The sequence below is a fragment of the Halopiger aswanensis genome (genome assembly GCF_003610195.1).
GTDB classification, from domain to species: domain Archaea; phylum Halobacteriota; class Halobacteria; order Halobacteriales; family Natrialbaceae; genus Halopiger; species Halopiger aswanensis.
Window position 1 is genome coordinate 466,677 of the sequence record NZ_RAPO01000001.1, and the last position, 22,504, is coordinate 489,180.

Here is a 22,504-nt window from a genome sequence, read left to right on the forward strand (position 1 = left end):
ATATAATCTAACTTTTTATATCGGGATTATTTAATGTAATTCATTCCTGAATAGACCCTAGTTATATTCCAGGTACAGCCAATGGATTAATATCTTAAGTGTGAAAATAAAACTACAGAATATGGAAGACAGAAGATACCCTCGAGAAACCCGAACACCTAGCTATGCCCCACGAAAAGCTAGCACGGAGGCGGACCTACGATGATAACTCGAATTGGGCGACGTTCCGTGTTGACGGGAATTGGGGGATCTCTTGTCGGGGGATCAGCGTCCATGGTCAGTCGTGCACAGGACGAAACTGCAACTGGTCCGACCGTCTATGTTGGGTCGTACTCTGGGAATCTTATCGCCGCCGACGCATTGACTGGTGACCTCTTGTGGGAGCGGAGCGGACCCGGTTCACCGACGACATCACCAATTTCTGTCGACGGAACGCTCTATATCGGTTCCGGTCGAGAGCAGCTATATGCCCTTGATGCAGCGACAGGTAAAGAAGAATGGATATTTGACGAGCCTTCAGGTCGAGTCGATTCCTCACCAACGGTTGTCGATAACACCGTTTACATTGGTACGAAGAATAACACTATCTACGCTGTCGACGCAGAGACAGGTGACGAAGAATGGGAATTCGACTTACCAGAAGCACGAGTGACTTCATCACCAACGGTCCACAACGGCACCGTTTACGCCGGTTCACGAGATCACACACTCGATGCGGTCGACGCAGAGACTGGTGAGCATGAGTGGACGTTTTTTGATCCTGAGGATTGGGTCGATTCATCGCCGGCTATCTACGACGATACCCTCTACGTCTCTGCCTACGACGAGGCGCTGTACGCAGTCAACCCGGAAACAGGTGATCAAGAACGGATAGTAACGGATTCGATCGAGGGTTCTCCGTCACCGGTGTTCGTCGACGACACGCTGTACATTCACGGCGACAACCTGTATGCTCTGGATCCGCAAACAGGAGAGGAGCAGTGGTCATATACCACATCTTGGAGTGGTGATTTGCTTTCCCCAACAGTCGCCGACGGACTCGTCTTCACCGGTGGCGACGGACTGTACGCAGTGGACGCAGAGACAGGTGAAGAGCAGTGGACGCTCACCGACATTACTCCCGGCGATACGTCTCCAACGGTCTACGACGGGATGGTGTACACGGGTGTCGGTGGAAGCGATCAGACCATGTACGGTGTTCACGCTGAAAGTGGCGAGATTGAATGGGAACTTGAGGGCGACTTTAGTGAATACTCAAGAGGATCTCCAACGGTCGTAGCGGATCCAGAAAGCGGCGATAGCGTCGACTCCCGGGTCCTGTTGGGGACGTTCAACCATCATCACGAGTCAACGACATCAATGGCGGATCTGCCGTCTGTCGACGGTTCCGAAAGTAGTAGCGCCTCCAGCAGAGGGAGCAGTGGAACCAGGGCCAGCAGTTCGAACTCGTCGGCTGCCGATGCAGATTCCGATGATGACGGCCTCCCCGGATTCGGTGTCCCCGCTGCAGTTTCCGGTCTCGGTGCCACAGCGTACATGTTAAAGCGACGCCTCGAGACTGAGGAAAACGATTCGTAGGCCGATTCTCGAGGCAATAGTTCAGAAGGGTTTCATCAAGTGCGGTTGGTCCAAGAGAGCACTGTCACGATAGCCGAACTCTGAAGGGAACGTCAGCAGCGTACTCTGCAGACCGCTTGCAGTCTTCTTCATGCTATTTCATCGCTTGAGGGCCAATTATCCCGAATAAATCCGATATCCAACTCAATACGGAGTATTACAGAATAAGCTTAGGTAAACCTATCTTGTATATGAGAAACGTAGGTTGTATTAGGGAGGGGATTGATGGTGCCTCTCGTGAGCGTACGCAGCAATCGGAACGGAGGGAGACGATGAGTTCCGAGACGAACGACGACGGCGGCGGACACTGTGCCACGCCGGACAGCGACGGCGAAGTCGCGGAGGAGATCGCGATTATTTCCTTCGAGCGCAAACTCGAGACGGCCGAGGAAATCCAGACCGAACTCGCCGATCGCTATGAAGCGATCGACATTATCGAGTACCACGGCGACGTCTTCGAGGAGCACTGGGGCGAGTACGACTGCTTCGTCGGGCTCATGGCCTCGGGCATCGCGATGCGGAAGACGGCCCACTTGCTCGACGACAAGTGGGAGGATCCCGCGATCTGCGTGGTCGACGAGGAACTGACGTGGGCGATCCCGATCACGGGCGGCCACCACGGCGCGAATCAGGTCGCGCAGGATCTGGCGACGATGGGCGCCGTCCCGGCGATGACGACCGCCTCGGAGGCCGCAGGGAAGCAGGGCGTCGAGTCCCGCGCGAAGGCGATGGACACCCACGTCGTCAACGGCGACTCGACGGTCCAGACGAACCTCGCCGTGCTTGACGAGAACCTCGGTCCGGTCGCTCGGCTCGATGGGCCTCGCGCCGTGCTGGTCGGCGACGACGTCACCGTCCTCAAACGTAACAAAGACGACGGCGTCGTCATCGGCACCGGCAGCGTCTCCGGCGCGGACAAAGAGGCGTTTCTCGAGGCCTGGGAGGAAGCACTCGAGCAAACCGACTACGAACTCGCGGATGTCGAGTTCGTCGGCACCGCGACCCGCAAAGAGGACGAGGAGGGGCTGCTCGAGGCGGCCCAGGAACTGGATCTGGGCGTTGTTACCTTCGACAAGGAGACGCTGCTCGAGCACGAGGGGCCCACGCCCTCCAAGTCCAAGGAACTGATCGGCTGGCCGGGCGTCTCCGAGGCCTCGGCGATCGCCGGCGGACGCGACCACGAACTGGTGATCGAGAAGTTCAGCTACGAGGACGAGGTGACGGTGGCGATCGGCCGATGAGTTCCGACGCCGAATCCACCGACGCGACGGACAGCGGCACGCCCGACGACCACGGTACCCTCTACGTCGTCGGTATCGGTCCCGGCTTGCCGGATCACATGACCAAGAAGGCAAAGCGGGTCATCGAATCGGCGGACGTCGTCATCGCCTCGAGTCTCTACCAGGAGTTCCTGCGCGACGACGGTACCATCCCGTCCGAGGAGCGGACGGACGAGGGCGGAATCGCAACCCGCGAGGACGGAACCGAACAGGAGATCGTTCGCTCGACGATGGGCCGACAGATCGAACTCGCCCGCGCGGCGTTCGACTACGTCCGCGAGGGGAAGGACGTGGCCCACGTCTCGGGCGGCGATCCCTCGGTGTACGGCAAGTCCGACCTCATCTTCAAGATGGCCGAGGAGGAGGACGCGACGGACGTGCCGATCGACGTCGTCCCCGGCATGACGGCGGCGCTCGGCGGCGCGGCCAACGTCGGTGCGCCGCTGTGTAACGACTTCTGTACCGTCTCGCTGTCGGACAAGTGGCGTGGCTGGGACGAGATCGAGGAGAAACTGCGTGCGGCCGCGATCTCGGACTTCGTGATCGTCCTCTACAACTGCTGGCGCAACTACGAGAAGGCGGTCGAGATCGTCCGCGAGGAGCGGACCGACGACGCCTACGTGGCGATCGTCAACGACGCCGGCCGTGCCGACGCCGGCCGCAACGGCGAGAGCCAGTTCATCACTACCCTCGGCGAGGCGGCCGACCACGACGACAAGGTCTCGGGGATGGGAACCTCGCTGATCATCGGCAACCACGAGACCGAGACCTGGCTCAACGACGACCGAACGTACCTCGTCACCCCGCGCGGCGGGCGTGATGTCGACGACTTCTGAGAATACGGATCCATGAGCACAGACACCGACCCTGACTCCGACGCTGACGGCGAATCGACATCGAACTGCGGCGCATCGACCGACACCGAAACCGAGACTTCGAACACCTCCAAATGCGGGGCCTCGAGCAGCAGTACTGAGGCCGAACCCTCGAGTTCGACTTCGAGTTCCGACTCGGACTCGAGCGGTTCGAAGTGTGGCGCTTCCTCGAGCGAAAGCGATGACTCGAGTAGTTCCAAATGCGGCGCCTCGAGTTCGTCGTCCTCGAGCGGCTCGAAGTGCGGCGCCTCGAGTTCCAGTTCCGACGACTCGAGTAGCAACGAGAAGGAGGTCGGCGCGACGATCGAAGACTTCGACGCCGAACCCGGCCAACTGGTCGCCGTCGGCCTCGGTCCCGGCCACCCCGAAGGGATGACCGAGCGCGCCAAGGACGCGCTGCTCGAGGCCGACCACATCGTCGGCTACACGACCTACATCGAACTCATCCCGGACGAGATCACCGAGCAGGCCGAGGACATCTACGACACGCCGATGTGCGGCGAGGTCTCCCGCACGGAGGAGTCGATCGACCGCGCGCTGGCGGGCAACGACGTCGCCATCGTCGGCAGCGGCGACCCCAACGTCTACGCGCTGGCCGGCCTGGCGCTCGAGATCCTCGAGTCCAAGGGCGCGACGGCTTCGATGGTCGACTTCGAGGTCGTGCCGGGCGTCCCGGCGGCCCAGTCCTGCGCCGCTCGCCTCGGCGCGCCGCTCGTGAACGACACGGTCTCGATCTCGCTGTCGGACCACCTCGTGCCGATGCCCGAGATCGAGTCCCGACTGCACTCGGTCGCCAGCGAGAACTTCGCGATCACGATCTACAATCCCTGGAGCCGTAAGCGCCGCGAGAACTTCGAGAAGGCCTGCGAGATCCTGCTGACCCACCGCGATCCGGACACGCCGGTCGGCATCGTCCACGGCGCGGGCCGCGAGGACGAGCAGGTGATGCTCACCGAACTCGGCGAACTCGAGGACCTCGGCGAGAGCGAGATCATCGACATGACGACGACGATCGTCGTCGGCACCGAGGATACCTACGTCTGGGACGACCGGATGGTCACCCCTCGCGGGTACGAGACGAAATACGACTACTGAGCACGAAATCCAACATGCCACGATACGAAGTCACCATCGAGAAGGACGCCTGCGACGGCATCTTCGCCTGCCTGACCCGCGACCCGCGGTTCGTCGAGGGCGAGGACGGCCTCGCGACCGTCGATCCGGACGCGGATCCGGTCTACGACTGCGAGGGCGAAGTCACCGACACCGCGGAGCGGGTCGTCGCGACGTTCGACGACGACCGCATCGACGAGGCTCAGCAGGCCGCGGCGGCCTGTCCGACGGACGCGATCATCGTCGAGGAGGTGGGCGAATGAGCGACGCCGACTCCGCCGAGGCGGAAGCTGGCGACGCCGACGCAGCCCTCGAGATCGCAGTCCCCGCGGACCCGCTCGCGGGCCACCCCGCGACCGCGTACTTCTGGGGACACGTCGCCGGCAGCGGCGACGTCTCGGACGACCGCATCGAGGTCGTCGCCAACGACGAGGAATCCGCGCAGGTGCTCGCCGCGGTCGCCGGCGGCGACGTAGAGCACGAGACGACCACCCGCGATTACGCCCACGACACGTCGATCACGCGGACGGAGGACGAGTACACGCTGACGATCGACGGCGACGAATCCGGATTGCTCGGCCGCAGCGGCGCGCTCGGGCTCCCCGTGGACGGCCGCGGCAACTACCGCTTCGGTGCGTTCTCGGCGTACGACCGGGAACTCCTGCGGGGCCTGCTCGAGGGCTGTGGCACGATCTGCTTCAAGTCAAAGAGCGGCACCGTGGGAATCTCGTTCGTCCACGACGACCGCGACCTGCTCGCGGTCGCGCAGGAGTTGATCGACGAGTGTCCCGTCGACGCCGCCTACGGCGATCTGTCGGAAACGTCGTCGGGCGGCTACTGGTTCGGGGTCGACGATGCCGCCGCGCCCGATTTCGGGACGTGGCTCTACGAGAACTGCGAGGAGACCGGCCTGTTCGCGCCGAGCCGCCGTCGGAAGCTCGAGCGCAGTCTCGAGCAAGCCGACGCGTACGACGGCGAGGACGAGTAATCGACCGACGAGTCACGCCACCACACGCTACCACACAATGAGCACACCGACATCCAACGAAGCCGCGCCCGGCTCGACCGCCGCGTTCGACGACGAGGCCGTCCTCCTGATCGGCCACGGCTCCCGGCGCGAGAAGTCGAACGAGCAGGTCCGCGAACTGGCCGCCGGCCTCGAGTCGCGGCTGGGGATCCCGGTCGACGCCGCGTTTCTCGAGCTCGCGGAGCCGGCGATCGACGAGGCCTTCGCGGGACTGGAACCGGTCGCCGACCGGGTGACGGTCGTCCACTGCTCGCTGTTCGCCGCGAGTCACGTCAAGAACGACGTGCCGCTGGCGATCGAACAGGCCCGCGCCGAGTACGACCTCGAGATCTCCAATGGGGCCCACCTGGGCATCCACCCGGCCATCCTGGACCTGCTGGACGATCGCGCCGCCGCGGTCGAGGCCGAACTGGGCGTCGACCGCGAGACCGACGACGTCGCCGTGGTCCTCTGCGGTCGCGGCTCGAGCGATCCGGACGCCAACGGCGACGTACACAAGCTCGCCCGACTGCTCTACGAAGGCCGCGCGTTCGACCGCGTCGAGGCCACCTTCATCGGCGTCACGGAGCCGACGCTCGAGGACACCCTCCACGGGCTCTCGAAGCACCGGCCCGACGCCGTCGTCGTCCTGCCGTACATGCTCGGCGACGGCGTGCTCACCCAGCGAGTCCGCGACTGGACCGCGGAGTTCGACGCGGACTATCCGTACGTCGACGCGCTGGCCGGCGACCCCCTCGGAACCGACTCGCGGCTGCTGGACGTCTTCGCCGATCGCTGGCAGGAGGCTCGCACCGACAGCGTCGAGATGTCCTGTGACACGTGCAAGTACAAAGTCGATCTCGAGGGCTACGAGGAAGACGTCGGCGGCGCCCGCGCCATGCTGCGCGCGCTGGCCCACCAGGAGGCCCACGCCGACCGCGAGGACGTCGACGACGAACCCCACAGCCACGACGCCCCCGAGAAGCACGTCGCGGTCTGCATGAACCAGACCTGCGCGGAGATGGGGTCGCCGGCCGTCCTCGAGCGCCTGCGCCAAGAGGTGCGGGATTCCGAGCACTGCGACGCCCGGATCACCCGGTCGTCCTGTCTCGGCCGCTGCGGCGACGGCCCGATGGTCGCCGTCTACCCGGACGGGATCTGGTACGGCGACGTCGCGAGCGAGGATGCCGAACGGATCGTTTCCGACCACCTCGACCGAGATCGCATCGTGAGCGAACTGGTCGATCAGACGCTGTAAGAAGTATCGATACTCGACCGATCCAGAGACGAAAGACACGACTCCGACAATTCACAATATCGAACCATGAGCTGCCACGAAATCGAAGCGCTACGACTCGGACTGATGAACGTCCTCGGCGTCGAGGATCAGAGCGCCCGCGATCACGCCGAGAAGGAACTCGAGGGGCACCTCGAGGGCCCGATCGAGGGACTGGCGAACGCCGAAAGCCTCGCGGAGGTCGAACGCCACCTCGACGCCGCCCTCGTGGATCTGGAGGAAGAGGTCGCCACGATGGACAGCGACGACCCCGCGTACGACTACACGCGGGGCCGACTGCTCGCCGTTCGCGACGCCGAACGAGCGGTCCAGCGGCTGCGCGTACAGGGTGACAGTATCGTCGACGGCCTCGGCGATGCCCACGACACCCTCCACGAGACCTTCCCGGTCGACGACGAGTGACTCGGACGATGGCCGACACTGATTCCGACGTACTGGACGATCGAGCGGCCGAATTCACCTCCGTCTCGCTCGGCGAGATCGAGCCCGCACGCAGCCGTCACATGTGGACCCGATCGGCGGTCCACGCGACCGACGAACTCGTCGCGGCGGGCCAGTGGAACGGCAGTGTAGTCGCCTACGAGGCCGGCGCGCTCGAGGGTGGATCGTCTGCCCCGGATCTCGAACCGCGCTGGACCGTCAACCATCCGGAGCACGCGGTCGGGATCGCGTCGCTCGAGGAGGCTGACGGAGGCGACGACGGAAGCGACGACAGCGACGCGATCGTCGTCGCCGGCCGCGGCGAAACCGGGGCGATTGCCGCCTACGACGCCGCAACTGGCGATCGACGCTGGCGCTACGAGACCGCATCGGACGTCGGAAAGCCGGTCAAAGACAGCGTCTTCTACCTCCCCTACGTCGTCGCCCTCGAGTCCGATCCGGCGACCGGACGGGTCTACGCCGCCGCCCGACGCTACGAGCGCGACGGCGAGACCCGCCGGTGGCACAGCACGGTCTACGCGTTCGAATCCGACGGTACGGTCCGCTGGCGCTACGAAACCGACGCCTCGCCGATCGCGCTGGACCGAGCTGACGACGGCGACCGGCTCGCGGTCGGCTACAACCGCTGCACGGGCGACCACGACGTCGGTCTGGTCGTTCTCGAGGCTGAATCGGGTGACCCCCTCTGGACGTGGGATCCCGGCACCGAGGGCGACCGCCGCGTCGGGGACGTCTCCGTCGACGGCGAGCAGGTCGCCGTCGCGAGCCACGGGGACAAGCGCGGCTACCTGCTCGGACCCGGCGGCGCCGAGCGCTGGCGGGTCGATCTCGCCGTGCCGACCGATGTCGACGGAGAGACGCTCTACGCGTACCCGAACCACGTATACGCGAACGACGGCCGGGTAGCGTTCGTCACGGGGAACACCTACGCCGAAGAGAGCCGCGAGACCGAGGGCCGCCATCCGAACGAACACCGGATCGCCGCATTCGACGCGGAGGGGACGCCGCTGTGGGACGACGCGGTCCGCGGCTTCGTCCACGGACTCGCCGCCGACGGCGACCGACTCGTCGCCCCCTGCGCACAGAACTTCCGCGTTCGCGACCCCGACACCCACGCGGTTCGGCGGTACGACCTCGAGTCGGGACCGGTGGGCCGCGAGCGGTTCGACGGCGTCGCGACCGCTGGTGCCGTCGCCGACGATACCGTCGCAGCGATCGAAGAACCGGTCGCGTACCACGACGACGGCGAGACGCGCGGCACGTATCGACTGCACGTCGCCGCCCTCGAGTAGGCGTTCGAGACGGTCGACTCGATCGATCGGTTCCGCGGTTCTGTTTTTCCGTCAGTTCTCGAAACCGGCCGACACGCGGCGGTCAGTCGCACACGCAAGGGAAATCACCACAACGCTCACCCTCGTGTTTTCTGCACATAATGACAGCACGCCTAGAAGATGATGGTTCCGAGGACTGTCCCGATCCCGTGGAGGTCGCGGACGTCCTGAGCAACCGTCAGGACGGTGACCGAGCGACTCGAGCGGAGCGCAGGGTGATGACCGACGGCGGTCAGGCGGAGATGTCGGATCCGGACGAGGAGGAAGCCGACGGAGACGACGCCGAAGAAACGGACGCAGGAACAGAGGACGAGGACGCCGAAGAAGCGGAAACAGCGGAAGAATCTGAATCCGAGGAAGCGGAGGGGGAAGAAGCGGAAGCCGAGGAAGAAGCCGAAACCGAGGAAACAGAGACAGAGGACGAAGAAGCCGAAGAAGAAGGGGCCGAGGGAGCGGGCGATGCTGAAGACGAGGAAGCAGAGAGTGAAGGAGACGGAGCCCAGGAGGAAACTGAAGAAACCGACGAAGGGGAAGAAGAGGACACGGCGGCTGAAGACGAGGAAACCGAGGGAGAGGACACAGAAGACCTCGCGGAGGGCGCAGAAGAACAGGAAGTCGAAGAAGACGAAGAAGACCTCGAGGAGGATGCTCAAGCAGAAGAATTCGAGGACGAAGGTGAGCGCGAGGAGGAAGCCGAAGAGGGCGAAGAGGAAGAATCTGAGGCTGGAGAGGAGGAAGAAGAGCGAGATGTCGGCGAGGATACCGGCGAACTCACCGAGGACAATCGCGAAGAGGGCCACGCCGACGACGCCGAAAAGGTCTACGAGGGCGACGACGCCTCCGGCGTCCTGCACCTCGATCTCGACGGCCTATTCCTCGACCTGCTCGGCCTCGAGGTCAATCTGAACCCGGTCCAGCTCGACGTGTCGGCGCGGCCGGGCGAGAACAACCTGCTGGGGAACCTGCTGTCCGCGGTGACGGGACTGCTTGACGGCCCCGGTGCGATGATCGACAAGGCGAAAGAGCTCCTGAGCAAGCCGATCGAACTGCTCAAGAAGGTTCCCGGGAAGCTGAAGGAGATTCCCGGGAAGGCCAAGGAGTTGTTCAGCGGTCTGCTCGAGAAGCCCAAGGAGTTCCTCAGCAACCTGGTGAGCAAGCCGAAGGAACTGTTCAACAAGCTGCTGGGGCTGCTGGGACTCGGCGGCGAGGACGAAGCCGAGGGCGAGGAAGCGGCCGAAGGCGAAGCGGAAGGGGAAGGGGAGGAAGCGGAATCCGGCGGTCGGATATCCTCGGCTCTCAGCTGGGTGAAAGGGATCCTCGGCAAGCCAGTGCAGTGGCTCCGCGGACTCTTCGGCGGCGGTGAGGAGGAAACGCCGGAAGCGGAAGCCGAAGAAGCGGCCGAAGCCGAGGCCGAGGACGAAGAAGCACCGGACGAAGCCGAGGGCGAAGAGAGCGAAGGGACGCCGGACGAGGCGGACGTGGAAGAAGACGAAGAGACTGGGGAAACGGATGAAGCGGACGAGACGACCGACTCCCCTGGCCCGATCTCCGCCGTCAGCGACCGGGCGAAAGAGGGACTCGCCGGACTCATACCGAGTTTACCGGTCGAGGACCTCGTTGCGGCGGTCGTCAGTCAGATACTCGAGCAACTGATCGAGCAGCTAGAGCCGGGCGAAGAGCAGGAAGAGGCGGGTGACCAGGCGGACGCGACAGCGGAGGCAGCCTAACAATGAGCGGAGAATCCGAATCCGACACCGAGTCTACGTCAATGGCCCAGCGTATCGACTACGAGAAGATCACCGACAATATCGACGTCGACGACCTGATCGAGGGAACCCAGTGGGAAGACGAGATCGACGAGGACCAGCCCCTGGGAGAAGCACTCGGTGGCCAGATCGGTGCGCTCGTCGGCCGAAAAGTCGGCGAATCCATCGGCCGAACGATCGGCGATATGGTCGTCGAAGAACTGCTCGGGACCAAAGAGGAGGCGGACGAATCCGAGACGGACGAGGAATCGGACGAATCCGAAGGTGAGGAAGGTGAGGAAGACGAGGACGAAGAAAGCGCCGGCGAAGAATCCGAAGACGACGAATCAGCGGACGAAGACACCGACTCGGAAGAAGCAGAGGAAAGCGAGGAAGCCGAGGACTCGTCCGACGACGACTCGGAGTCCGCCGAGTCCGACAGCGATGACGCCGATAGCGGCGAGACCGAGGAGACCGAAACGAGCGACGACGATGACTCCGATTCCGAAGCCGAAGAAGCGGACGAAGAAACGGCTGAAGCGGAAGCGGAGGAGTAATCATGGCGTGGAATCGTCCCGACGACCCACGGCCGGTCCCGGCTCGAGGTGAACGCTATGAGTGAAAGCGAGAGCGGAAGCCAGAGCGGGCTGAAAGAGCTGGTGAGCCGGGAGGTGAGCAACCAACTGGACGTGGCCGACCTGCTCGGCGACGGCAACATCGAGGACAACATCGACGGCGGCGAGGTCGGTGCTGCAGTCGGACGCGAGTTCGGCGAACGCATCGGTCGCGAACTGGGTGCGGCGATCGGTCGCGGCATCCACGAAGCGATCGCTGAGGGCCTCGAGGAAGGAAAGGATCGCAAGGAGATCCGGTCGGACCTCGCGACCGCGATCCGTAACGCAATCCGGGAGAGCGTCGACGAAAACGACGCCTCGGAATCGGTCCGGTCACTGGCACAGGGGATCACCGACGAGAGCAGTCTCGAAGGGCTGCTCGAGAGCGGTGATGAGGATGAGGACGAACCGGCGTCTGAATCAGAATCCGAATCGGAGTCGGCCTCGGACTCGGAATCGGACGCCGAGAGCGGGGCCGAATCCGAATCCGAATCCGGGGCGAAAGACAAAGCGGCCAGCGCTCGAGACGCGGTCGAGTCGGCCGCCGAATCGGCGAGCGAGGCCAGCGGACTCGACGAGTTGCTCGAGAGCGACGAGGACGAAGCCGAGGATGACGGCGACGACGAATCGACAGTCGACAGCGACGACGGAGAAACAGCAGACGAGACGACCGAAGACGAGACTGACGACGCCGGAACAGAGGCCGAAGGCGGCGAAGGGGAAGAAGAGACGGACAGCGACGACGACTCCGAACCCTCTGCGGGCGACCTCGAGGATCTCAGGCGTGAGACGCTCGAGGACTTCCTCGGGATGATGTCGTACGAGGATCTCCAGTCGATCGCCAAGGACGTCGGCGTAAAGGCGAACCTCAGCCGCGAGGAGATGACCGACGAGATCATCGACGCCGTAGCGGGGGACGATGAGGATGGCGACGAGTCAGACGCCGAATCGGAGGAGTCGGAGTCAGACTCTGACGCGAAAGCGGAGTCGGAAGCGGGATGACGCCACTCGCGTTCGACCGACTCAAGCGGGCGTACCACCACTACCGGCGGAGTACAAGATCGATCCATGAGCGAACAACTGCACGATCGCGTTACCGATCTACTGAACCGGGCCGACGACCAGAGCGGATCGCTAGTGGCCGGGTCCACGGCGGACGGCGACGCAGAATCGAGCGCTGACGCCGAAGCAGCGAACGACGTCCGCGACCTCGCTGCCGAGGCAAACGACCTCCTCGACTCGTCGGACCCAAACGAGTTGCTCGCGGCGGTCGGACTGGAGACGCTCCCCGACGGAACCGAACCCAACTCGATCCCGGAGGCGATCGCAAAGGGCGATCCGAACGCGGTCGAGGACCTCCAGCGGTTGCTCCACCTCGCGCGACTCGCCGATCGCGGCGACGGCCTCGAGGACGCCATCGGCAGCGTTCGCGCAGGTATCGGCGAGTCCAGTGATCCCGATTCGGGCGATCCCACCGAGACCGAATCCGAGTCAGGCGACGAGTCCGCTGCGTCGTCGACCGACGAGGCCTCGAGTTCCGCGGCGGCGGATAAGACGAGCGACGCTGCGGACGCAACCAGCGATCTCGAAGAGCGGCTGCGGTCCGCGATGACGTCGTCGCTTACGGACTTCAGCGACGACGTGAGCCAACTTCAGGAACGGCTCGAGTCGCTCGGCGGTGGCGGGGACGCCGACGAATCCGAAGCGACCGACGAACCCGACGAAGCAGCGGCTGCCGAGGGCGAACGTGACACCGACCCGGAGGATGAGGCACGCGACGAGTCGGATGACGGCCTGTTCGGAACGGACCTCGGATCGGGGGGCAATCGCGGCACATCGGGGAGCGGGACGCGATACTCGACGATGGCACCGCCACCCTCGAAGCGCGCGGATATGCGCGGGACAGCCCGATTCTCGACGATTCCGGACAAGATACGGGACTGACGTCCGGGGCGAGTCGACGCGCGACCGGTAGATGACGGGGTTCGTAGCGGCCTGGTTAGTCGTCCGTCCGATCCTCGAGAAACATACGAATTCCCATGACGGGGATGAACATGAAGAAGGAAACCAACATCGCGCCGACCATCACGGCGTTGAGAAACTGCGGCGACAGTTCCACCGGTAACAGCGCCGCGGCGATACCGACGCCGCCGAGGAGCGAAATGATGACGAGCAACCCGAGATCCCGACGGGTTACTGGAACTTCCTCTTCCATACCGGCCCTTAGGAGCGCTCCCATATAGATGTCGAGTTTCGCGGCGACCCAGACTGCGTGACGACTGCGAGCACGGGCTGGGCCAGCGGCGGTATCATCGCCGGGAGTACTGCTTTCTTGCTGGCGCGTCGACCAGTAGTCATGTACGATTCGGTCCTCGTCGCAACCGACGGCAGCGACACAGCCACGGCCGCTGTCGACCACGCGATCACGCTCGCCAGCCAGTTCGACGTCCCCCTCTACGGGATCGTCGTGCTCGAGAGTCGCACCGAGTACGACAACGCGATCGTCGACCCCGAGGAAGCCGACCGACGACGGCGACAGCGCGCTGAATCGGTGCTCGCGGACCTCGAGGCTGCAGCCGACGGGCTGGCCCTCGAGACGACGATCCGCACCGGCGTCCCACACGAGGAGATTCTGGCCTACGCAGCCGAGCAGGATGCCGACGTAATCGTCATCGGGTCTCGAGGACGCTCGTCGTTTAAAGGGGCACTGCTCGGGAGTACGGTTGATGCTGTTGTTCGACAAGCAGCGCGCCCAGTGCTCGTCGTAGACGATAACTGAAATCAGTACGCCACGGAACGTCTGCTACCGATCCAAATTATTGGATTCGGAACAACCCGAAAAGGGATGGGCGCTGCAGGATTTGAACCCGCGACAGCTTGGTCCGAAGCCAAGTACTCTGTCCAGACTGAGCTAAGCGCCCTCGCCATATCGTATCCGATGAGTCCGTATAAGTGACTCGATTTTCACCCATTCCGACAGACGTGGACACACCGCTGAAACCCCGACCGCAGCCAGCTGCTCGAGCACCGGCACCTGGTGTCACATTCCCAGCGGGTGGAAATTAGCGGCGCGGCTCTTTATGTAGCGTCCATAGGAACGCATATGACGGTGAACGAATCCCCCGTCGCGGACGATGGGTACGACGGCACCGCACCGCTCGAGTTGCTGACCGACGACGAGGGGCTCTGGACGGCCGTTCCCGTCGACGCCAGCGGTGACGAGCGAGTGAGAAAGTGGATTTCGGTCGAAGCGGACACGCTCTGCGATCTCGAGGAGTGGCGATAACGATCGCGAAGCCGCAACTCGGTTTTCGTCCGACGAACGCAATCTTTGCGATGTCGCCCGCTACGAGACGCACTCCCGAACGCGGGCCGGATCGCACCGTTTAACCGGCCTGCCTGAGCACTCCCGGCAACGAGATGACTGCGGGAGAGACGGTGCGCGGGTTGCTCGAGTTGCTGCGACCGGTGAACGTGATCGCGGCGAGCGTCCTGACGTTCATCGGGGCGTTCGTCGCCGGCGGAATGACCGAGGCGCCGGTCGCGGTCGCGGCTGCGGTCGCGGCGACTGGGTTGGCAGTCGGCGCGGGTAACGCGATCAACGACTACTTCGACCGCGAGATCGACCGGATCAACCAGCCCGAGCGGGCGATTCCGCGTGGGGCGGTGAGTGCTCGTGGGGCGCTCGCGTACAGCCTCGTTCTCTTTGCGCTCGCCACCGGATTAGCGGTCACGCTGCCGCTGCTCGCGATCGGGATCGCGGTCGTCAACCTCATCGCGCTGGTGGCCTACACCGAGTTCTTCAAGGGGCTCCCCGGAGTCGGCAACGCGGTCGTCGCCTACCTCGTGGGGAGTACGTTCCTCTTTGGCGCCGCGGCGGTCGGGGAGTACGGCGACATCGAACCGGCGCTGGTGCTGGCGCTGCTGGCGGCGGTCGCGACGCTCACGCGGGAGATCATCAAGGACGTCGAGGATATCGAGGGTGACCGCGCGGAGGGGCTGCGAACGCTCCCGATCGCGGTCGGCGAGGGACGCGCCATTTGGCTCAGCGTTGCGCTCCTCGCACTCGCCGTGCTCGCGAGCCCGCTCCCGTACCTGTTCGGATACTTCGGCGTCGCGTACCTGCTCGTGGTGGTGCCGGCCGACGCGATCATGCTCTACTCGGCCGCTGAGAGTTTCGACGATCCGACCGCCGGGCAATCCCATCTCAAGTACGGGATGTTTCTCGCGTCACTGGCGTTCATCGTCGGCCGTACGGTACCCGTGGTGAGCGGGCTATAAGGAACTGACAGGCCGCGACCGATTGCCGTCCGAAATGGCGATCGCTAATTGACAACTAATCAAAAGGATTATAAACTGGTTCCTGTATTCTCCTATCACGCACGCCGGAGACAGCGGTGCCAGCAGTGGTTGTTGCCACGGCTGAGACGAATATGAGTATTATGTATGACCTCGTAGATGTCCTCCCGGACGCCGAACTCGACCCAGGGACGAACGTCCTTATCGCAGGCCCGCCGCTGACCGGGAAACGCCAACTCGCCTACGAGATTCTCACGAACGGTGCCGTTCGAAACGACGGCTCGATCGTCGTGACCACCAAGGACAGCGCCGGCAAGGTCCTCGAGCGATTCGACGATGTGGATGCCCTTGCGCTCGACGAGGCGACGATCGGGATCGTTGACTGCGTAACGAAACAGCGCGGGATCGGCGCCGTCGAGGACGACCCTCGCATCAAGTACGCGTCGTCGCCGGTCGACATGACCGGGATCGGGATCAAGCTCTCGGAGTTCCTACAGGAGTTCTACGAGGAACGGGGCGTGACGGAAAACCGCGTTCTGCTGGACTCGGTATCGACGCTACTGATGTACTCGGATCTGCAGACCGTTTTCCGCTTCCTCCACGTTTTCACGGGCCGCATTCAGAGCGCCGACGCGATGGGCGTCTACGTCATCGACTCGACGGCCCACGACGATCAGACGATGAACACGCTCAAGCAGTTGTTCGACGGCATCGTCGAGATCGAAGAGGGCGACGATCCCGAAATTAGAACCGCGGGCCTCACGTAACGGGCGGGCCACTGAGACGGCCGAACTGTCGGACGGTCAGACGGCCAAGAGTCGAAGGCGGTGGCGGAGGGCAGACGCAATTCACTCCAGCCCGGAGTATATAGGCACTGCCCCGCTACTATCGCGTATGGCTGTCGAATCCGTCGAGTCCGACGCAGATATCCGCTCGATTCTCGAGTACGAGACGATCGCCGTCGTCGGTTGCTCGAGCACGCCGGGAAAGGCGGCACACGACATCCCGGCCTACCTAGACGAGCGCGGCTACGAGGTGATCCCGGTCAACCCGTTCGCGGACGAGATTCTCGGCCGGCCGACGCGGGACAGCCTCGCCGAGGTCGAGGCGGAAATCGACGTCGTCTGCGTCTTCCGACCGAGCGAGGAAGTCGGCGGGATCGTCGACGCGGCCCTCGAGCGCGACGACGTGAAGGCCGTCTGGACGCAGCGAGGGATTCAGGACGACGAGGCGGCCGAGCGCGCACTCGAGGCGGGTCGACAGGTCGTCCAGGATCGGTGTATGATGGTCGAGCACCGACGACTGGTTGCCTGAACGGTGATTGGATCGAACGCGGCGAGCACTTGTAGAGTCTCGAACGTCGAATGAGCCGTCAGTACACTCGATATGGAGCCGATAGCTCCCTCTCATCGTTGATACTGACCGACAAAGACTTATCCGCAAGAGGAGTACGCGTTACCAGTACCCATGTGTGACCGGTCCGGGAGCTGTTCGAACAACGGGACCTGCCAACTCGTACTCAGGAACCGGAAAACGGGGATGGAACTCGTCGAGCACCACTGCAAGGCACATCTCGTCCTCCGGATCTGGGAAGCCGAGCGCGACGACGAGTTAGATATCGTCGACGCGACGACGCTTTCCCGGACGGCGACCTCGAGTTGAGCCGTCCCGGCGGGGAGACAGCGACAGTCGACGGCGGTTCGATGGACCGCCGCGCGGTCGAAGCCCCGGCGTTGGCGATCACGCGATTGGCGGACGGAATCTGGATTTCAGTTTCGGTTCCGGTCACCTCGGACCAGCGACGAACGATACGTTTGGCTCAGGAGCTCCACTCCTCGAACGAGCGGTAGATCCCCTTCGAGAGGTAGCGCTCGCTCGAGTCGGGGAAGACGGTTACGACGGTGTCGTGGGGCGTCTCGATCTCGCCGTCGGCGATCTGTCGGGCGACGTGCTTCGCTGCAACGCTGGCGGCGCCGGCGCTCGAGGCGACCAGATGACCTTCTTCGCGCGCGAGCCGTTTGAGTTCCGCGTGGGCGGCTTCGTCCGCGACCGCGAAGACGTCGTCGACGAGTTCGGGGTCGAAGAGTTCGTTGGTCTCGAGGTCGTGCGTGCCGATCCCCTCGATCTTGTACTCGCCCTCCTCGCGGTCCTCGCCGATGGCTTCGCCGTAGAGCGAGCCTTCGGGCTCGACGGCTGCGACGTGGGTGCCGGAATCCTGCTCGAGTGCGTACTCGGCGATCCCCATGAGCGTGCCGGCGGTGCCACAGCCGGCGACGACCGCGCCGACTTCGCCGTCGAGCGCGTCGTAGATCTCCGGTCCGGTAGTCTCGTAGTGGGCCTCGGCGTTCAGCGGGTTCGAGAACTGCTGGGGGACGACGGCGTCGTCGAGTTCCTCAGCCAATTCGTGTGCGCGCTCGATCGCGCGTCCCATCCCGTCCTCGGTCGGCGTGTTAATGATCTCCGCACCCAGCGCGTCCATGAGCTGCTGTTTCTCGACGCTGAACCGTTCGGGAACGACGAAGATGGCATCCAGGCCGAGCTGTTCGGCGGCGATCGCGAACCCGATCCCCGTGTTTCCGGCAGTGGGTTCGATGATCGTCCCGCCGGGGGAGACGTCGCCGCGCTCGAGCATTCGCTCGACCATGTAGCGGCCGATCCGATCCTTGACGCTGGCGCCGGGATTGAACGTCTCGAGTTTCGCGTAGATGCGCACGTCGTCCGGCCCGTCCTGCACTCGTACGAGCGGCGTCCGGCCGATCGTCTCGAGGACCGAATCCAACGGCTGCTCGTGAGTAGTCATTGTGATGGCAAAAGTTGCCACTACTGTTAGGTTTGTCGTTCCGATTGAGGCGTGCGATGGCCTCACGCAACGATGGTGGCGTCAGAAAGCGGACGTCGGCCGGCCTGATGACGAGAGAACGCGGTTGCGGCCGGGAGCGACGTCTACCGGATCGACGACCGCAGCGACCAAAGCGGCGGTCGTTCACAACTGGTCGCTTTTTGAGGCGCCATCGGCGTCCGGCGACTGTGCGTTCGCGTCGACTTACTCCGCGGTCGTCTCGCCGCCGTCGACCGACGCCGACTCGCCGTCGGTCGCGCCGGACTCGCCGTCCGCGTCCTCGACGTCAACCTCGTCGATCGCCGCCTGGGCGAGGATTTCCTCGCCGTCGATCCCCTGCTCGTCGGCGATCGCCAGCAGGAGTTCGCGCTGTTCGGTCAACTGGTGGTCGATCCGGTTGACCGTGTCGTGGGTGTCGTCCATCTCCTCCTCCAGGCTGATGATCCGCTCCTGGAGCTTCTGTACCTGTTTGTACATCGCCTCGGCCCGTTCCGAGAGTCCCTGAATCTTCTTTGCAGTGCTGCCGAGTCCCATACCTATGCGATGTGTCGGCCGGATAATGGGCCTTTTCCTCCGGCGACTCTCGAGCGACGCCTGTTCACACACGATACCAAACAACATGATCCGACAATCTTATTACGAACCGCTATCAATTATCAACTGAATTCGAGGTGATCACCCATGGTGCGAGCGAGCGCGCCCAGCACCTGGATGCAAGGCCTCGAGATGCCGTCCCGGTTGTTCGGCGACGCCGGCGGTACCGACTACGAACTGTACGAGGAGGACGACGAGTTCGTCCTCACGATCGACATGCCCGGCTTCGAGACCGACGAGATCGAACTGGCGTGGGACGACGGCGTTCTGAACGTGGCCGCCGAGCACGTCGACGACGACCGCGGCCGCAAGAAGACCTACCACCGTCGGTTCCGCTTCCCCAAGACCGTCGACGACGAGTCGATCAGCGCCGCGTACACCAACGGCGTCCTCGAGGTCCGCCTGCCAACGGCGGACGCGACCACCCGCGGCAAGGAAATCCCGCTCGAGGGCGATAGCTAACGCCGAGCCGTCGTCCCTTTCAACTCGACCACTGAGACTCGATCCCGAACGGTCAGAGGGACGTGTTCATTACGAGGTCCACGAAGCCGTCGGGTTCGCCGGTTCACGAACGAGTTGCGCTCTCGAGCGACAGCGAAAAATCGGTTTCTGCCGAGCGACGGATAACAGTTAGTCCGCGCTCTCGTTCAGTTGCGGCCGGGTTTCGGAGACGGAGCGGCGGGCCACACCGACGAGCAGCAGCAACGTTAGCAGCGCCGCGACCACCAACAACCCTCTTCCTGCTTCGAGTCCGACGATAGCCGCGACGTCGGCGTAGAACGTAAAGAGGAGAAACGCCGGAAAGACGGTCCCGATCGCGTATCGCCACGGGACGACCAGCGGGCGCGAGACCGGTCCCGCGCCTTTGAGGTACTCCTTGATCGCGGCCGGACCGAGTGTCCAGGCCGTGTACACCATGAACCCGGTCAGGCCGAGCACCAACAGTAGATCGACGAGATGGTCCGCGAACAGCGTAAACACCGCGGGGCTGAACGCGTTCACGCCGCCGGTAACGGCGACCAGCGCGAATAGTCCCCAGGTCGCCGTCGACCGCTCAAGGTCGAACTCGTCGACCAAGAACGAAACCGGAATCTCGAGCATGCTGATCAGACTCGTGAGGGCGGCGAGGAGAACGACGAGGAAGAAGACGACGCCGAGGAGTCGGCCACCGGGCAGGCTGGCGAACGCGCCGGCGATGCCGACGAACAGGGCGCCGGGGCCGCCCTCGGTCGGTCCCGACGCGAACGAGAACAGCAGCGGGAACACTACGAGGCCGGCCAAGATGCCGATGCTGAGATTGAACACGGCGATGGCCGAAGCGTCGAGGGGCAGCGACCGGTCGTCGTCGATGTACGAGGCGTACGTGATCATCGTCCCGCTGCCGATCGAGAGGGTAAACAGCGCCTGGCCGGCGGCCGACCCGAGTATCGACAGGAAGTTCTCCGCGAGGTAGGTCCCGTCGAATCTGAGGTAGAACTCGTACCCCTGCGCGGCGCCGGGCTGTCGAGCCGCCCAGACCGCGAGCCCGATGAGCAACACGACGATGCCGGGCATCATTACCTTCGTCGTCGCCTCGATGCCGCGTCTGATCCCGGCAGCGACGATCAGGGATGTGGCCGCGAGGACGGCGAGTTGGTACCCGAACGCTTCGGCACCGTAGCTGATCGACGCGAAGTGGGTTTCGGGAGCCGCGAAGTAGGCACCCGTCGCACTCTCGAGGAAGTATCGAAGGATCCACCCGCCGACGACGCTGTAGAACGACATCAGGATGACCGAGGTGAGGACACAGAGCGCGCCCAGCGCCGTCCAGACGCGCGATCCGGCGAGCGATTTGAACGCCCCGACCGGGTTCCGGTTCGACCGTCGCCCGATCACGAACGCAGCCAGCAACCCCGGCACCCCAACGCCGAGGACGATGAGCAAATACAATAGTAGAAAGGCGCTGCCGCCGTTCTCTGCGGTCATCCACGGGAACCGCCAGAGATTCCCTAGGCCGACGGCGCTTCCGACCGCGGCCAGGATGAATCCGGTCCGACTCGTCCAACTTTCACGTACCATGCTGTCTCAGCGAACTAACTCGGCGCGCATAAGGGTTGTTGATCAGTAGCACAATTCATTCGCGGTTACACGACCGTGCCAATCCCGACCCCGAGGAAGGGGTACTCTCAGTCGCGGGTCCCCCGTCGAAGCGTTCAAAACTCGCCGGTCACGACGTCGGCGATCCGCTGGTGATCGACCAACTGTTCGTCGGCGTTCTCGAGCGTCTCGAGGCCGTTCCACGCGCCGAAGACGTCCGGATAGAACTGCTTGGCGGCGATTTCGGTCTGGTGCAGGTTGATGATCGGCCCCTGATAAGCGGTGCCGCCGCGGTAGAGGCGATCGTTCCGGACGGCGGCGAGTTCCGATCCCGTCGGGTCGTCGCGCATCTGGTCCATCCGCTCCTCGAACTGCTCGGTCGTCGCGTGCGAGAAGCCGTAGGAGAACACCAGCGCGTCCGGATCGACCTCGAGGAGCTGTTCGTAGTCCCACTCGCCGTAGGAGGCGTCAAGGTGCGGCCCGATCGCGTCGTGGACGCCCAGATCCTGGTACTGCTTGCGGCCGTTCCCCTTCTCGAGCGGGTAGACGTAGAACGAGCCGGTTTCGAAGTCGGAGTTGATCGAGACGAGGCCGATCTCGGGGCGCTCGTCTTCGGGCGGGAGGTCGGCCTCGAGCGTCGACTGGAATTCGTCGTGGATGGCCTCGAGTTCTTCGTACCGCTCGCGCTCGTCGAACAGCGTCGCGATGATCTCGAATGCCTCGTAGAGGTCGTAGTAACGGTAGTCGTGCCAGTCCTCGTCGCGGCGGCGGATGCTGTTGCCGACGATCGGACCGATGTTGGTCTCGATCTCCTCGAAATCGTCGTCGTCCCAGTTGTCGTCCAGTCGAGCGACGAAGTTCGGGTCCATCAGGTGGACGTCGCAGTCCATCTCGTAGAAGATCTCCTTGTCGATGCCGTTGCTCCCGGTGAGCTGCGGAACGTCGTCGAACGAGACGTCGACACCCGGCAGCGTCTCGTAGAACTCGAGCGGCCAGTTCTCGGTGTAGATCAGTCCCTGAAGTCCCTCGAGTTGACCGAGCGCGATCCCCATGTCGCCGTAGGTACTAAAGTAGGCCATCCACGTCTCGGGGACCGAGTCGAAGGTGACCTCGCCCATCGGCTCCATCGTCACGGTGTGCTCGCCGCTCGCATCGTCGGTCGTTTCGGTACTGGCACAGCCCGCCAGCCCCGTCGTCAGGGCGGCGCCGGCGCCGATCGAAAGCAGCTTTCGTCGCGTCGGTCCAGTGTTCGGTGTCTCTGACATAGTCTTTAGGCTTGCCTAATTATCTAAAACGATTTCTATTTTAGGTAGGCCAAAACGCTTGTCCGGCAGGACCCGACGGCTGCCGGTGAAAGGGTGTTGTCACTGCGTCCCG

25 protein-coding genes and 1 tRNA gene are annotated in these 22,504 nt (G+C 63.7%); 20 read left to right on the forward strand and 6 right to left on the reverse strand.

The window, feature by feature from the left end:
- The first annotated feature begins 273 nt into the window (after positions 1-273).
- From ATJ93_RS02215 to ATJ93_RS02275, 13 genes are all read left to right on the forward strand, one after another.
- Positions 274-1,578, forward strand: a complete 1,305-nt coding sequence (locus ATJ93_RS02215; RefSeq protein WP_170155499.1) for an outer membrane protein assembly factor BamB family protein — start codon at positions 274-276, stop codon at positions 1,576-1,578.
- Between the two features lie 311 nt (positions 1,579-1,889).
- On the forward strand, positions 1,890-2,858 hold the full coding sequence (gene cbiG, locus ATJ93_RS02220) for a cobalt-precorrin 5A hydrolase (protein WP_120243002.1): 969 nt from the start codon (positions 1,890-1,892) through the stop codon (positions 2,856-2,858).
- On the forward strand, positions 2,855-3,733 hold the full coding sequence (locus ATJ93_RS02225; protein WP_120243003.1) for a precorrin-3B C(17)-methyltransferase: 879 nt from the start codon (positions 2,855-2,857) through the stop codon (positions 3,731-3,733). Before cbiG ends, ATJ93_RS02225 begins: the two co-directional genes overlap by 4 nt.
- Positions 3,734-3,745: 12 nt before the next feature.
- A complete protein-coding gene (gene cobJ, locus ATJ93_RS02230; RefSeq protein WP_120243004.1) occupies positions 3,746-4,867 on the forward strand; it encodes a precorrin-3B C(17)-methyltransferase in 1,122 nt (373 codons plus the stop codon).
- Positions 4,868-4,881: 14 nt separating this feature from the next.
- Positions 4,882-5,148, forward strand: a complete 267-nt coding sequence (locus ATJ93_RS02235) for a ferredoxin (RefSeq protein ID WP_120243005.1) — start codon at positions 4,882-4,884, stop codon at positions 5,146-5,148.
- The gene (locus ATJ93_RS02240) at positions 5,145-5,873 is read left to right on the forward strand and encodes a cobalamin biosynthesis protein (protein WP_120243006.1); all 729 of its coding nucleotides are present in this window, start codon (positions 5,145-5,147) and stop codon (positions 5,871-5,873) included. Before ATJ93_RS02235 ends, ATJ93_RS02240 begins: the two co-directional genes overlap by 4 nt.
- A gap of 37 nt (positions 5,874-5,910) precedes the next feature.
- Positions 5,911-7,149 (forward strand): CbiX/SirB N-terminal domain-containing protein, encoded by a 1,239-nt coding sequence (locus ATJ93_RS02245; protein WP_120243007.1) that lies wholly within the window; start codon positions 5,911-5,913, stop codon positions 7,147-7,149.
- A gap of 66 nt (positions 7,150-7,215) precedes the next feature.
- On the forward strand, positions 7,216-7,590 hold the full coding sequence (locus tag ATJ93_RS02250) for a DUF3209 family protein (protein ID WP_120243008.1): 375 nt from the start codon (positions 7,216-7,218) through the stop codon (positions 7,588-7,590).
- Positions 7,591-7,598: 8 nt separating this feature from the next.
- Entirely contained in the window at positions 7,599-8,921 is a 1,323-nt protein-coding gene (locus ATJ93_RS02255; RefSeq protein ID WP_120243009.1) for an outer membrane protein assembly factor BamB family protein, read from the forward strand.
- 140 nt (positions 8,922-9,061) lie between these two features.
- The gene (locus tag ATJ93_RS02260; protein ID WP_120243010.1) at positions 9,062-10,687 is read left to right on the forward strand and encodes a DNA primase; all 1,626 of its coding nucleotides are present in this window, start codon (positions 9,062-9,064) and stop codon (positions 10,685-10,687) included.
- 2 nt (positions 10,688-10,689) lie between these two features.
- On the forward strand, positions 10,690-11,262 hold the full coding sequence (locus ATJ93_RS02265) for a hypothetical protein (protein ID WP_120243011.1): 573 nt from the start codon (positions 10,690-10,692) through the stop codon (positions 11,260-11,262).
- Between the two features lie 57 nt (positions 11,263-11,319).
- Positions 11,320-12,321 carry a hypothetical protein gene (locus ATJ93_RS02270; RefSeq protein ID WP_120243012.1) on the forward strand — a complete coding sequence of 334 codons (1,002 nt, stop codon included), beginning with the start codon at positions 11,320-11,322 and terminating at the stop codon, positions 12,319-12,321.
- 66 nt (positions 12,322-12,387) lie between these two features.
- Complete coding sequence (locus ATJ93_RS02275) at positions 12,388-13,263, forward strand: hypothetical protein (RefSeq protein ID WP_120243013.1); 876 nt, start codon at positions 12,388-12,390, stop codon at positions 13,261-13,263.
- Positions 13,264-13,318: 55 nt separating this feature from the next.
- Here ATJ93_RS02275 and ATJ93_RS02280 read toward each other — a convergent pair whose 3' ends face one another.
- Positions 13,319-13,534, reverse strand: a complete 216-nt coding sequence (locus tag ATJ93_RS02280; RefSeq protein WP_120243014.1) for a hypothetical protein — start codon at positions 13,532-13,534, stop codon at positions 13,319-13,321.
- 141 nt (positions 13,535-13,675) lie between these two features.
- Here ATJ93_RS02280 and ATJ93_RS02285 point away from each other — a divergent pair, with 141 nt between their 5' ends.
- The gene (locus ATJ93_RS02285) at positions 13,676-14,098 is read left to right on the forward strand and encodes a universal stress protein (RefSeq protein ID WP_120243015.1); all 423 of its coding nucleotides are present in this window, start codon (positions 13,676-13,678) and stop codon (positions 14,096-14,098) included.
- A 67-nt stretch (positions 14,099-14,165) separates the two neighbouring features.
- Here the strand turns inward: ATJ93_RS02285 and ATJ93_RS02290 are convergent.
- Positions 14,166-14,240 (reverse strand) — tRNA-Arg (locus tag ATJ93_RS02290).
- Positions 14,241-14,422: 182 nt separating this feature from the next.
- On the opposite strand from ATJ93_RS02290, the gene ATJ93_RS02295 reads away from it, so the two are divergent.
- The 5 genes from ATJ93_RS02295 to ATJ93_RS02315 all read left to right on the forward strand — a co-directional run bounded on the left by ATJ93_RS02295 (position 14,423) and on the right by ATJ93_RS02315 (position 17,280).
- Positions 14,423-14,605, forward strand: coding sequence for a DUF7511 domain-containing protein (locus tag ATJ93_RS02295; RefSeq protein WP_120243016.1), 183 nt, complete (start codon positions 14,423-14,425; stop codon positions 14,603-14,605).
- A 134-nt stretch (positions 14,606-14,739) separates the two neighbouring features.
- Positions 14,740-15,600, forward strand: a complete 861-nt coding sequence (locus tag ATJ93_RS02300) for a geranylgeranylglycerol-phosphate geranylgeranyltransferase (RefSeq protein ID WP_120243017.1) — start codon at positions 14,740-14,742, stop codon at positions 15,598-15,600.
- A 161-nt stretch (positions 15,601-15,761) separates the two neighbouring features.
- The gene (locus tag ATJ93_RS02305; RefSeq protein WP_120243018.1) at positions 15,762-16,385 is read left to right on the forward strand and encodes an RAD55 family ATPase; all 624 of its coding nucleotides are present in this window, start codon (positions 15,762-15,764) and stop codon (positions 16,383-16,385) included.
- A gap of 127 nt (positions 16,386-16,512) precedes the next feature.
- A complete protein-coding gene (locus ATJ93_RS02310) occupies positions 16,513-16,932 on the forward strand; it encodes a CoA-binding protein (protein ID WP_120243019.1) in 420 nt (139 codons plus the stop codon).
- A 153-nt stretch (positions 16,933-17,085) separates the two neighbouring features.
- Complete coding sequence (locus tag ATJ93_RS02315) at positions 17,086-17,280, forward strand: hypothetical protein (RefSeq protein WP_120243020.1); 195 nt, start codon at positions 17,086-17,088, stop codon at positions 17,278-17,280.
- A gap of 157 nt (positions 17,281-17,437) precedes the next feature.
- Here the strand turns inward: ATJ93_RS02315 and ATJ93_RS02320 are convergent, their stop codons facing one another.
- Entirely contained in the window at positions 17,438-18,418 is a 981-nt protein-coding gene (locus tag ATJ93_RS02320; RefSeq protein ID WP_120243021.1) for a PLP-dependent cysteine synthase family protein, read from the reverse strand.
- Positions 18,419-18,661: 243 nt separating this feature from the next.
- Entirely contained in the window at positions 18,662-18,991 is a 330-nt protein-coding gene (locus tag ATJ93_RS02325) for a DUF5798 family protein (RefSeq protein WP_120243022.1), read from the reverse strand.
- 147 nt (positions 18,992-19,138) lie between these two features.
- On the opposite strand from ATJ93_RS02325, the gene ATJ93_RS02330 reads away from it, so the two are divergent.
- Entirely contained in the window at positions 19,139-19,513 is a 375-nt protein-coding gene (locus ATJ93_RS02330; RefSeq protein ID WP_120243023.1) for an Hsp20/alpha crystallin family protein, read from the forward strand.
- A 168-nt stretch (positions 19,514-19,681) separates the two neighbouring features.
- On the opposite strand, the gene ATJ93_RS02335 is transcribed toward ATJ93_RS02330, so the two are convergent.
- Positions 19,682-21,109, reverse strand: coding sequence for a sodium-dependent transporter (locus ATJ93_RS02335; protein WP_120243024.1), 1,428 nt, complete (start codon positions 21,107-21,109; stop codon positions 19,682-19,684).
- Positions 21,110-21,243: 134 nt separating this feature from the next.
- Positions 21,244-22,392, reverse strand: coding sequence for an ABC transporter substrate-binding protein (locus ATJ93_RS02340; protein ID WP_120243025.1), 1,149 nt, complete (start codon positions 22,390-22,392; stop codon positions 21,244-21,246).
- Positions 22,393-22,504: the final 112 nt, after the last annotated feature.

Excerpts from the sequence above, each read along its gene's own strand:
- ATJ93_RS02215 (WP_170155499.1), top strand. The coding sequence starts at position 274 with ATGGTCAGTCGTGCACAGGACGAAACTGCAACTGGTCCGACCGTCTAT.
- cbiG (WP_120243002.1), top strand. The coding sequence starts at position 1,890 with ATGAGTTCCGAGACGAACGACGACGGCGGCGGACACTGTGCCACGCCG.
- ATJ93_RS02225 (WP_120243003.1), top strand. The coding sequence starts at position 2,855 with ATGAGTTCCGACGCCGAATCCACCGACGCGACGGACAGCGGCACGCCC.
- cobJ (WP_120243004.1), top strand. The coding sequence starts at position 3,746 with ATGAGCACAGACACCGACCCTGACTCCGACGCTGACGGCGAATCGACA.
- ATJ93_RS02235 (WP_120243005.1), top strand. The coding sequence starts at position 4,882 with ATGCCACGATACGAAGTCACCATCGAGAAGGACGCCTGCGACGGCATC.
- ATJ93_RS02240 (WP_120243006.1), top strand. The coding sequence starts at position 5,145 with ATGAGCGACGCCGACTCCGCCGAGGCGGAAGCTGGCGACGCCGACGCA.
- ATJ93_RS02245 (WP_120243007.1), top strand. The coding sequence starts at position 5,911 with ATGAGCACACCGACATCCAACGAAGCCGCGCCCGGCTCGACCGCCGCG.
- ATJ93_RS02250 (WP_120243008.1), top strand. The coding sequence starts at position 7,216 with ATGAGCTGCCACGAAATCGAAGCGCTACGACTCGGACTGATGAACGTC.
- ATJ93_RS02255 (WP_120243009.1), top strand. The coding sequence starts at position 7,599 with ATGGCCGACACTGATTCCGACGTACTGGACGATCGAGCGGCCGAATTC.
- ATJ93_RS02260 (WP_120243010.1), top strand. The coding sequence starts at position 9,062 with ATGACAGCACGCCTAGAAGATGATGGTTCCGAGGACTGTCCCGATCCC.
- ATJ93_RS02265 (WP_120243011.1), top strand. The coding sequence starts at position 10,690 with ATGAGCGGAGAATCCGAATCCGACACCGAGTCTACGTCAATGGCCCAG.
- ATJ93_RS02270 (WP_120243012.1), top strand. The coding sequence starts at position 11,320 with ATGAGTGAAAGCGAGAGCGGAAGCCAGAGCGGGCTGAAAGAGCTGGTG.
- ATJ93_RS02275 (WP_120243013.1), top strand. The coding sequence starts at position 12,388 with ATGAGCGAACAACTGCACGATCGCGTTACCGATCTACTGAACCGGGCC.
- ATJ93_RS02280 (WP_120243014.1), bottom strand. The coding sequence starts at position 13,534 with ATGGAAGAGGAAGTTCCAGTAACCCGTCGGGATCTCGGGTTGCTCGTC.
- ATJ93_RS02285 (WP_120243015.1), top strand. The coding sequence starts at position 13,676 with ATGTACGATTCGGTCCTCGTCGCAACCGACGGCAGCGACACAGCCACG.
- ATJ93_RS02295 (WP_120243016.1), top strand. The coding sequence starts at position 14,423 with ATGACGGTGAACGAATCCCCCGTCGCGGACGATGGGTACGACGGCACC.
- ATJ93_RS02300 (WP_120243017.1), top strand. The coding sequence starts at position 14,740 with ATGACTGCGGGAGAGACGGTGCGCGGGTTGCTCGAGTTGCTGCGACCG.
- ATJ93_RS02305 (WP_120243018.1), top strand. The coding sequence starts at position 15,762 with ATGTATGACCTCGTAGATGTCCTCCCGGACGCCGAACTCGACCCAGGG.
- ATJ93_RS02310 (WP_120243019.1), top strand. The coding sequence starts at position 16,513 with ATGGCTGTCGAATCCGTCGAGTCCGACGCAGATATCCGCTCGATTCTC.
- ATJ93_RS02315 (WP_120243020.1), top strand. The coding sequence starts at position 17,086 with ATGTGTGACCGGTCCGGGAGCTGTTCGAACAACGGGACCTGCCAACTC.
- ATJ93_RS02320 (WP_120243021.1), bottom strand. The coding sequence starts at position 18,418 with ATGACTACTCACGAGCAGCCGTTGGATTCGGTCCTCGAGACGATCGGC.
- ATJ93_RS02325 (WP_120243022.1), bottom strand. The coding sequence starts at position 18,991 with ATGGGACTCGGCAGCACTGCAAAGAAGATTCAGGGACTCTCGGAACGG.
- ATJ93_RS02330 (WP_120243023.1), top strand. The coding sequence starts at position 19,139 with ATGGTGCGAGCGAGCGCGCCCAGCACCTGGATGCAAGGCCTCGAGATG.
- ATJ93_RS02335 (WP_120243024.1), bottom strand. The coding sequence starts at position 21,109 with ATGGTACGTGAAAGTTGGACGAGTCGGACCGGATTCATCCTGGCCGCG.
- ATJ93_RS02340 (WP_120243025.1), bottom strand. The coding sequence starts at position 22,392 with ATGTCAGAGACACCGAACACTGGACCGACGCGACGAAAGCTGCTTTCG.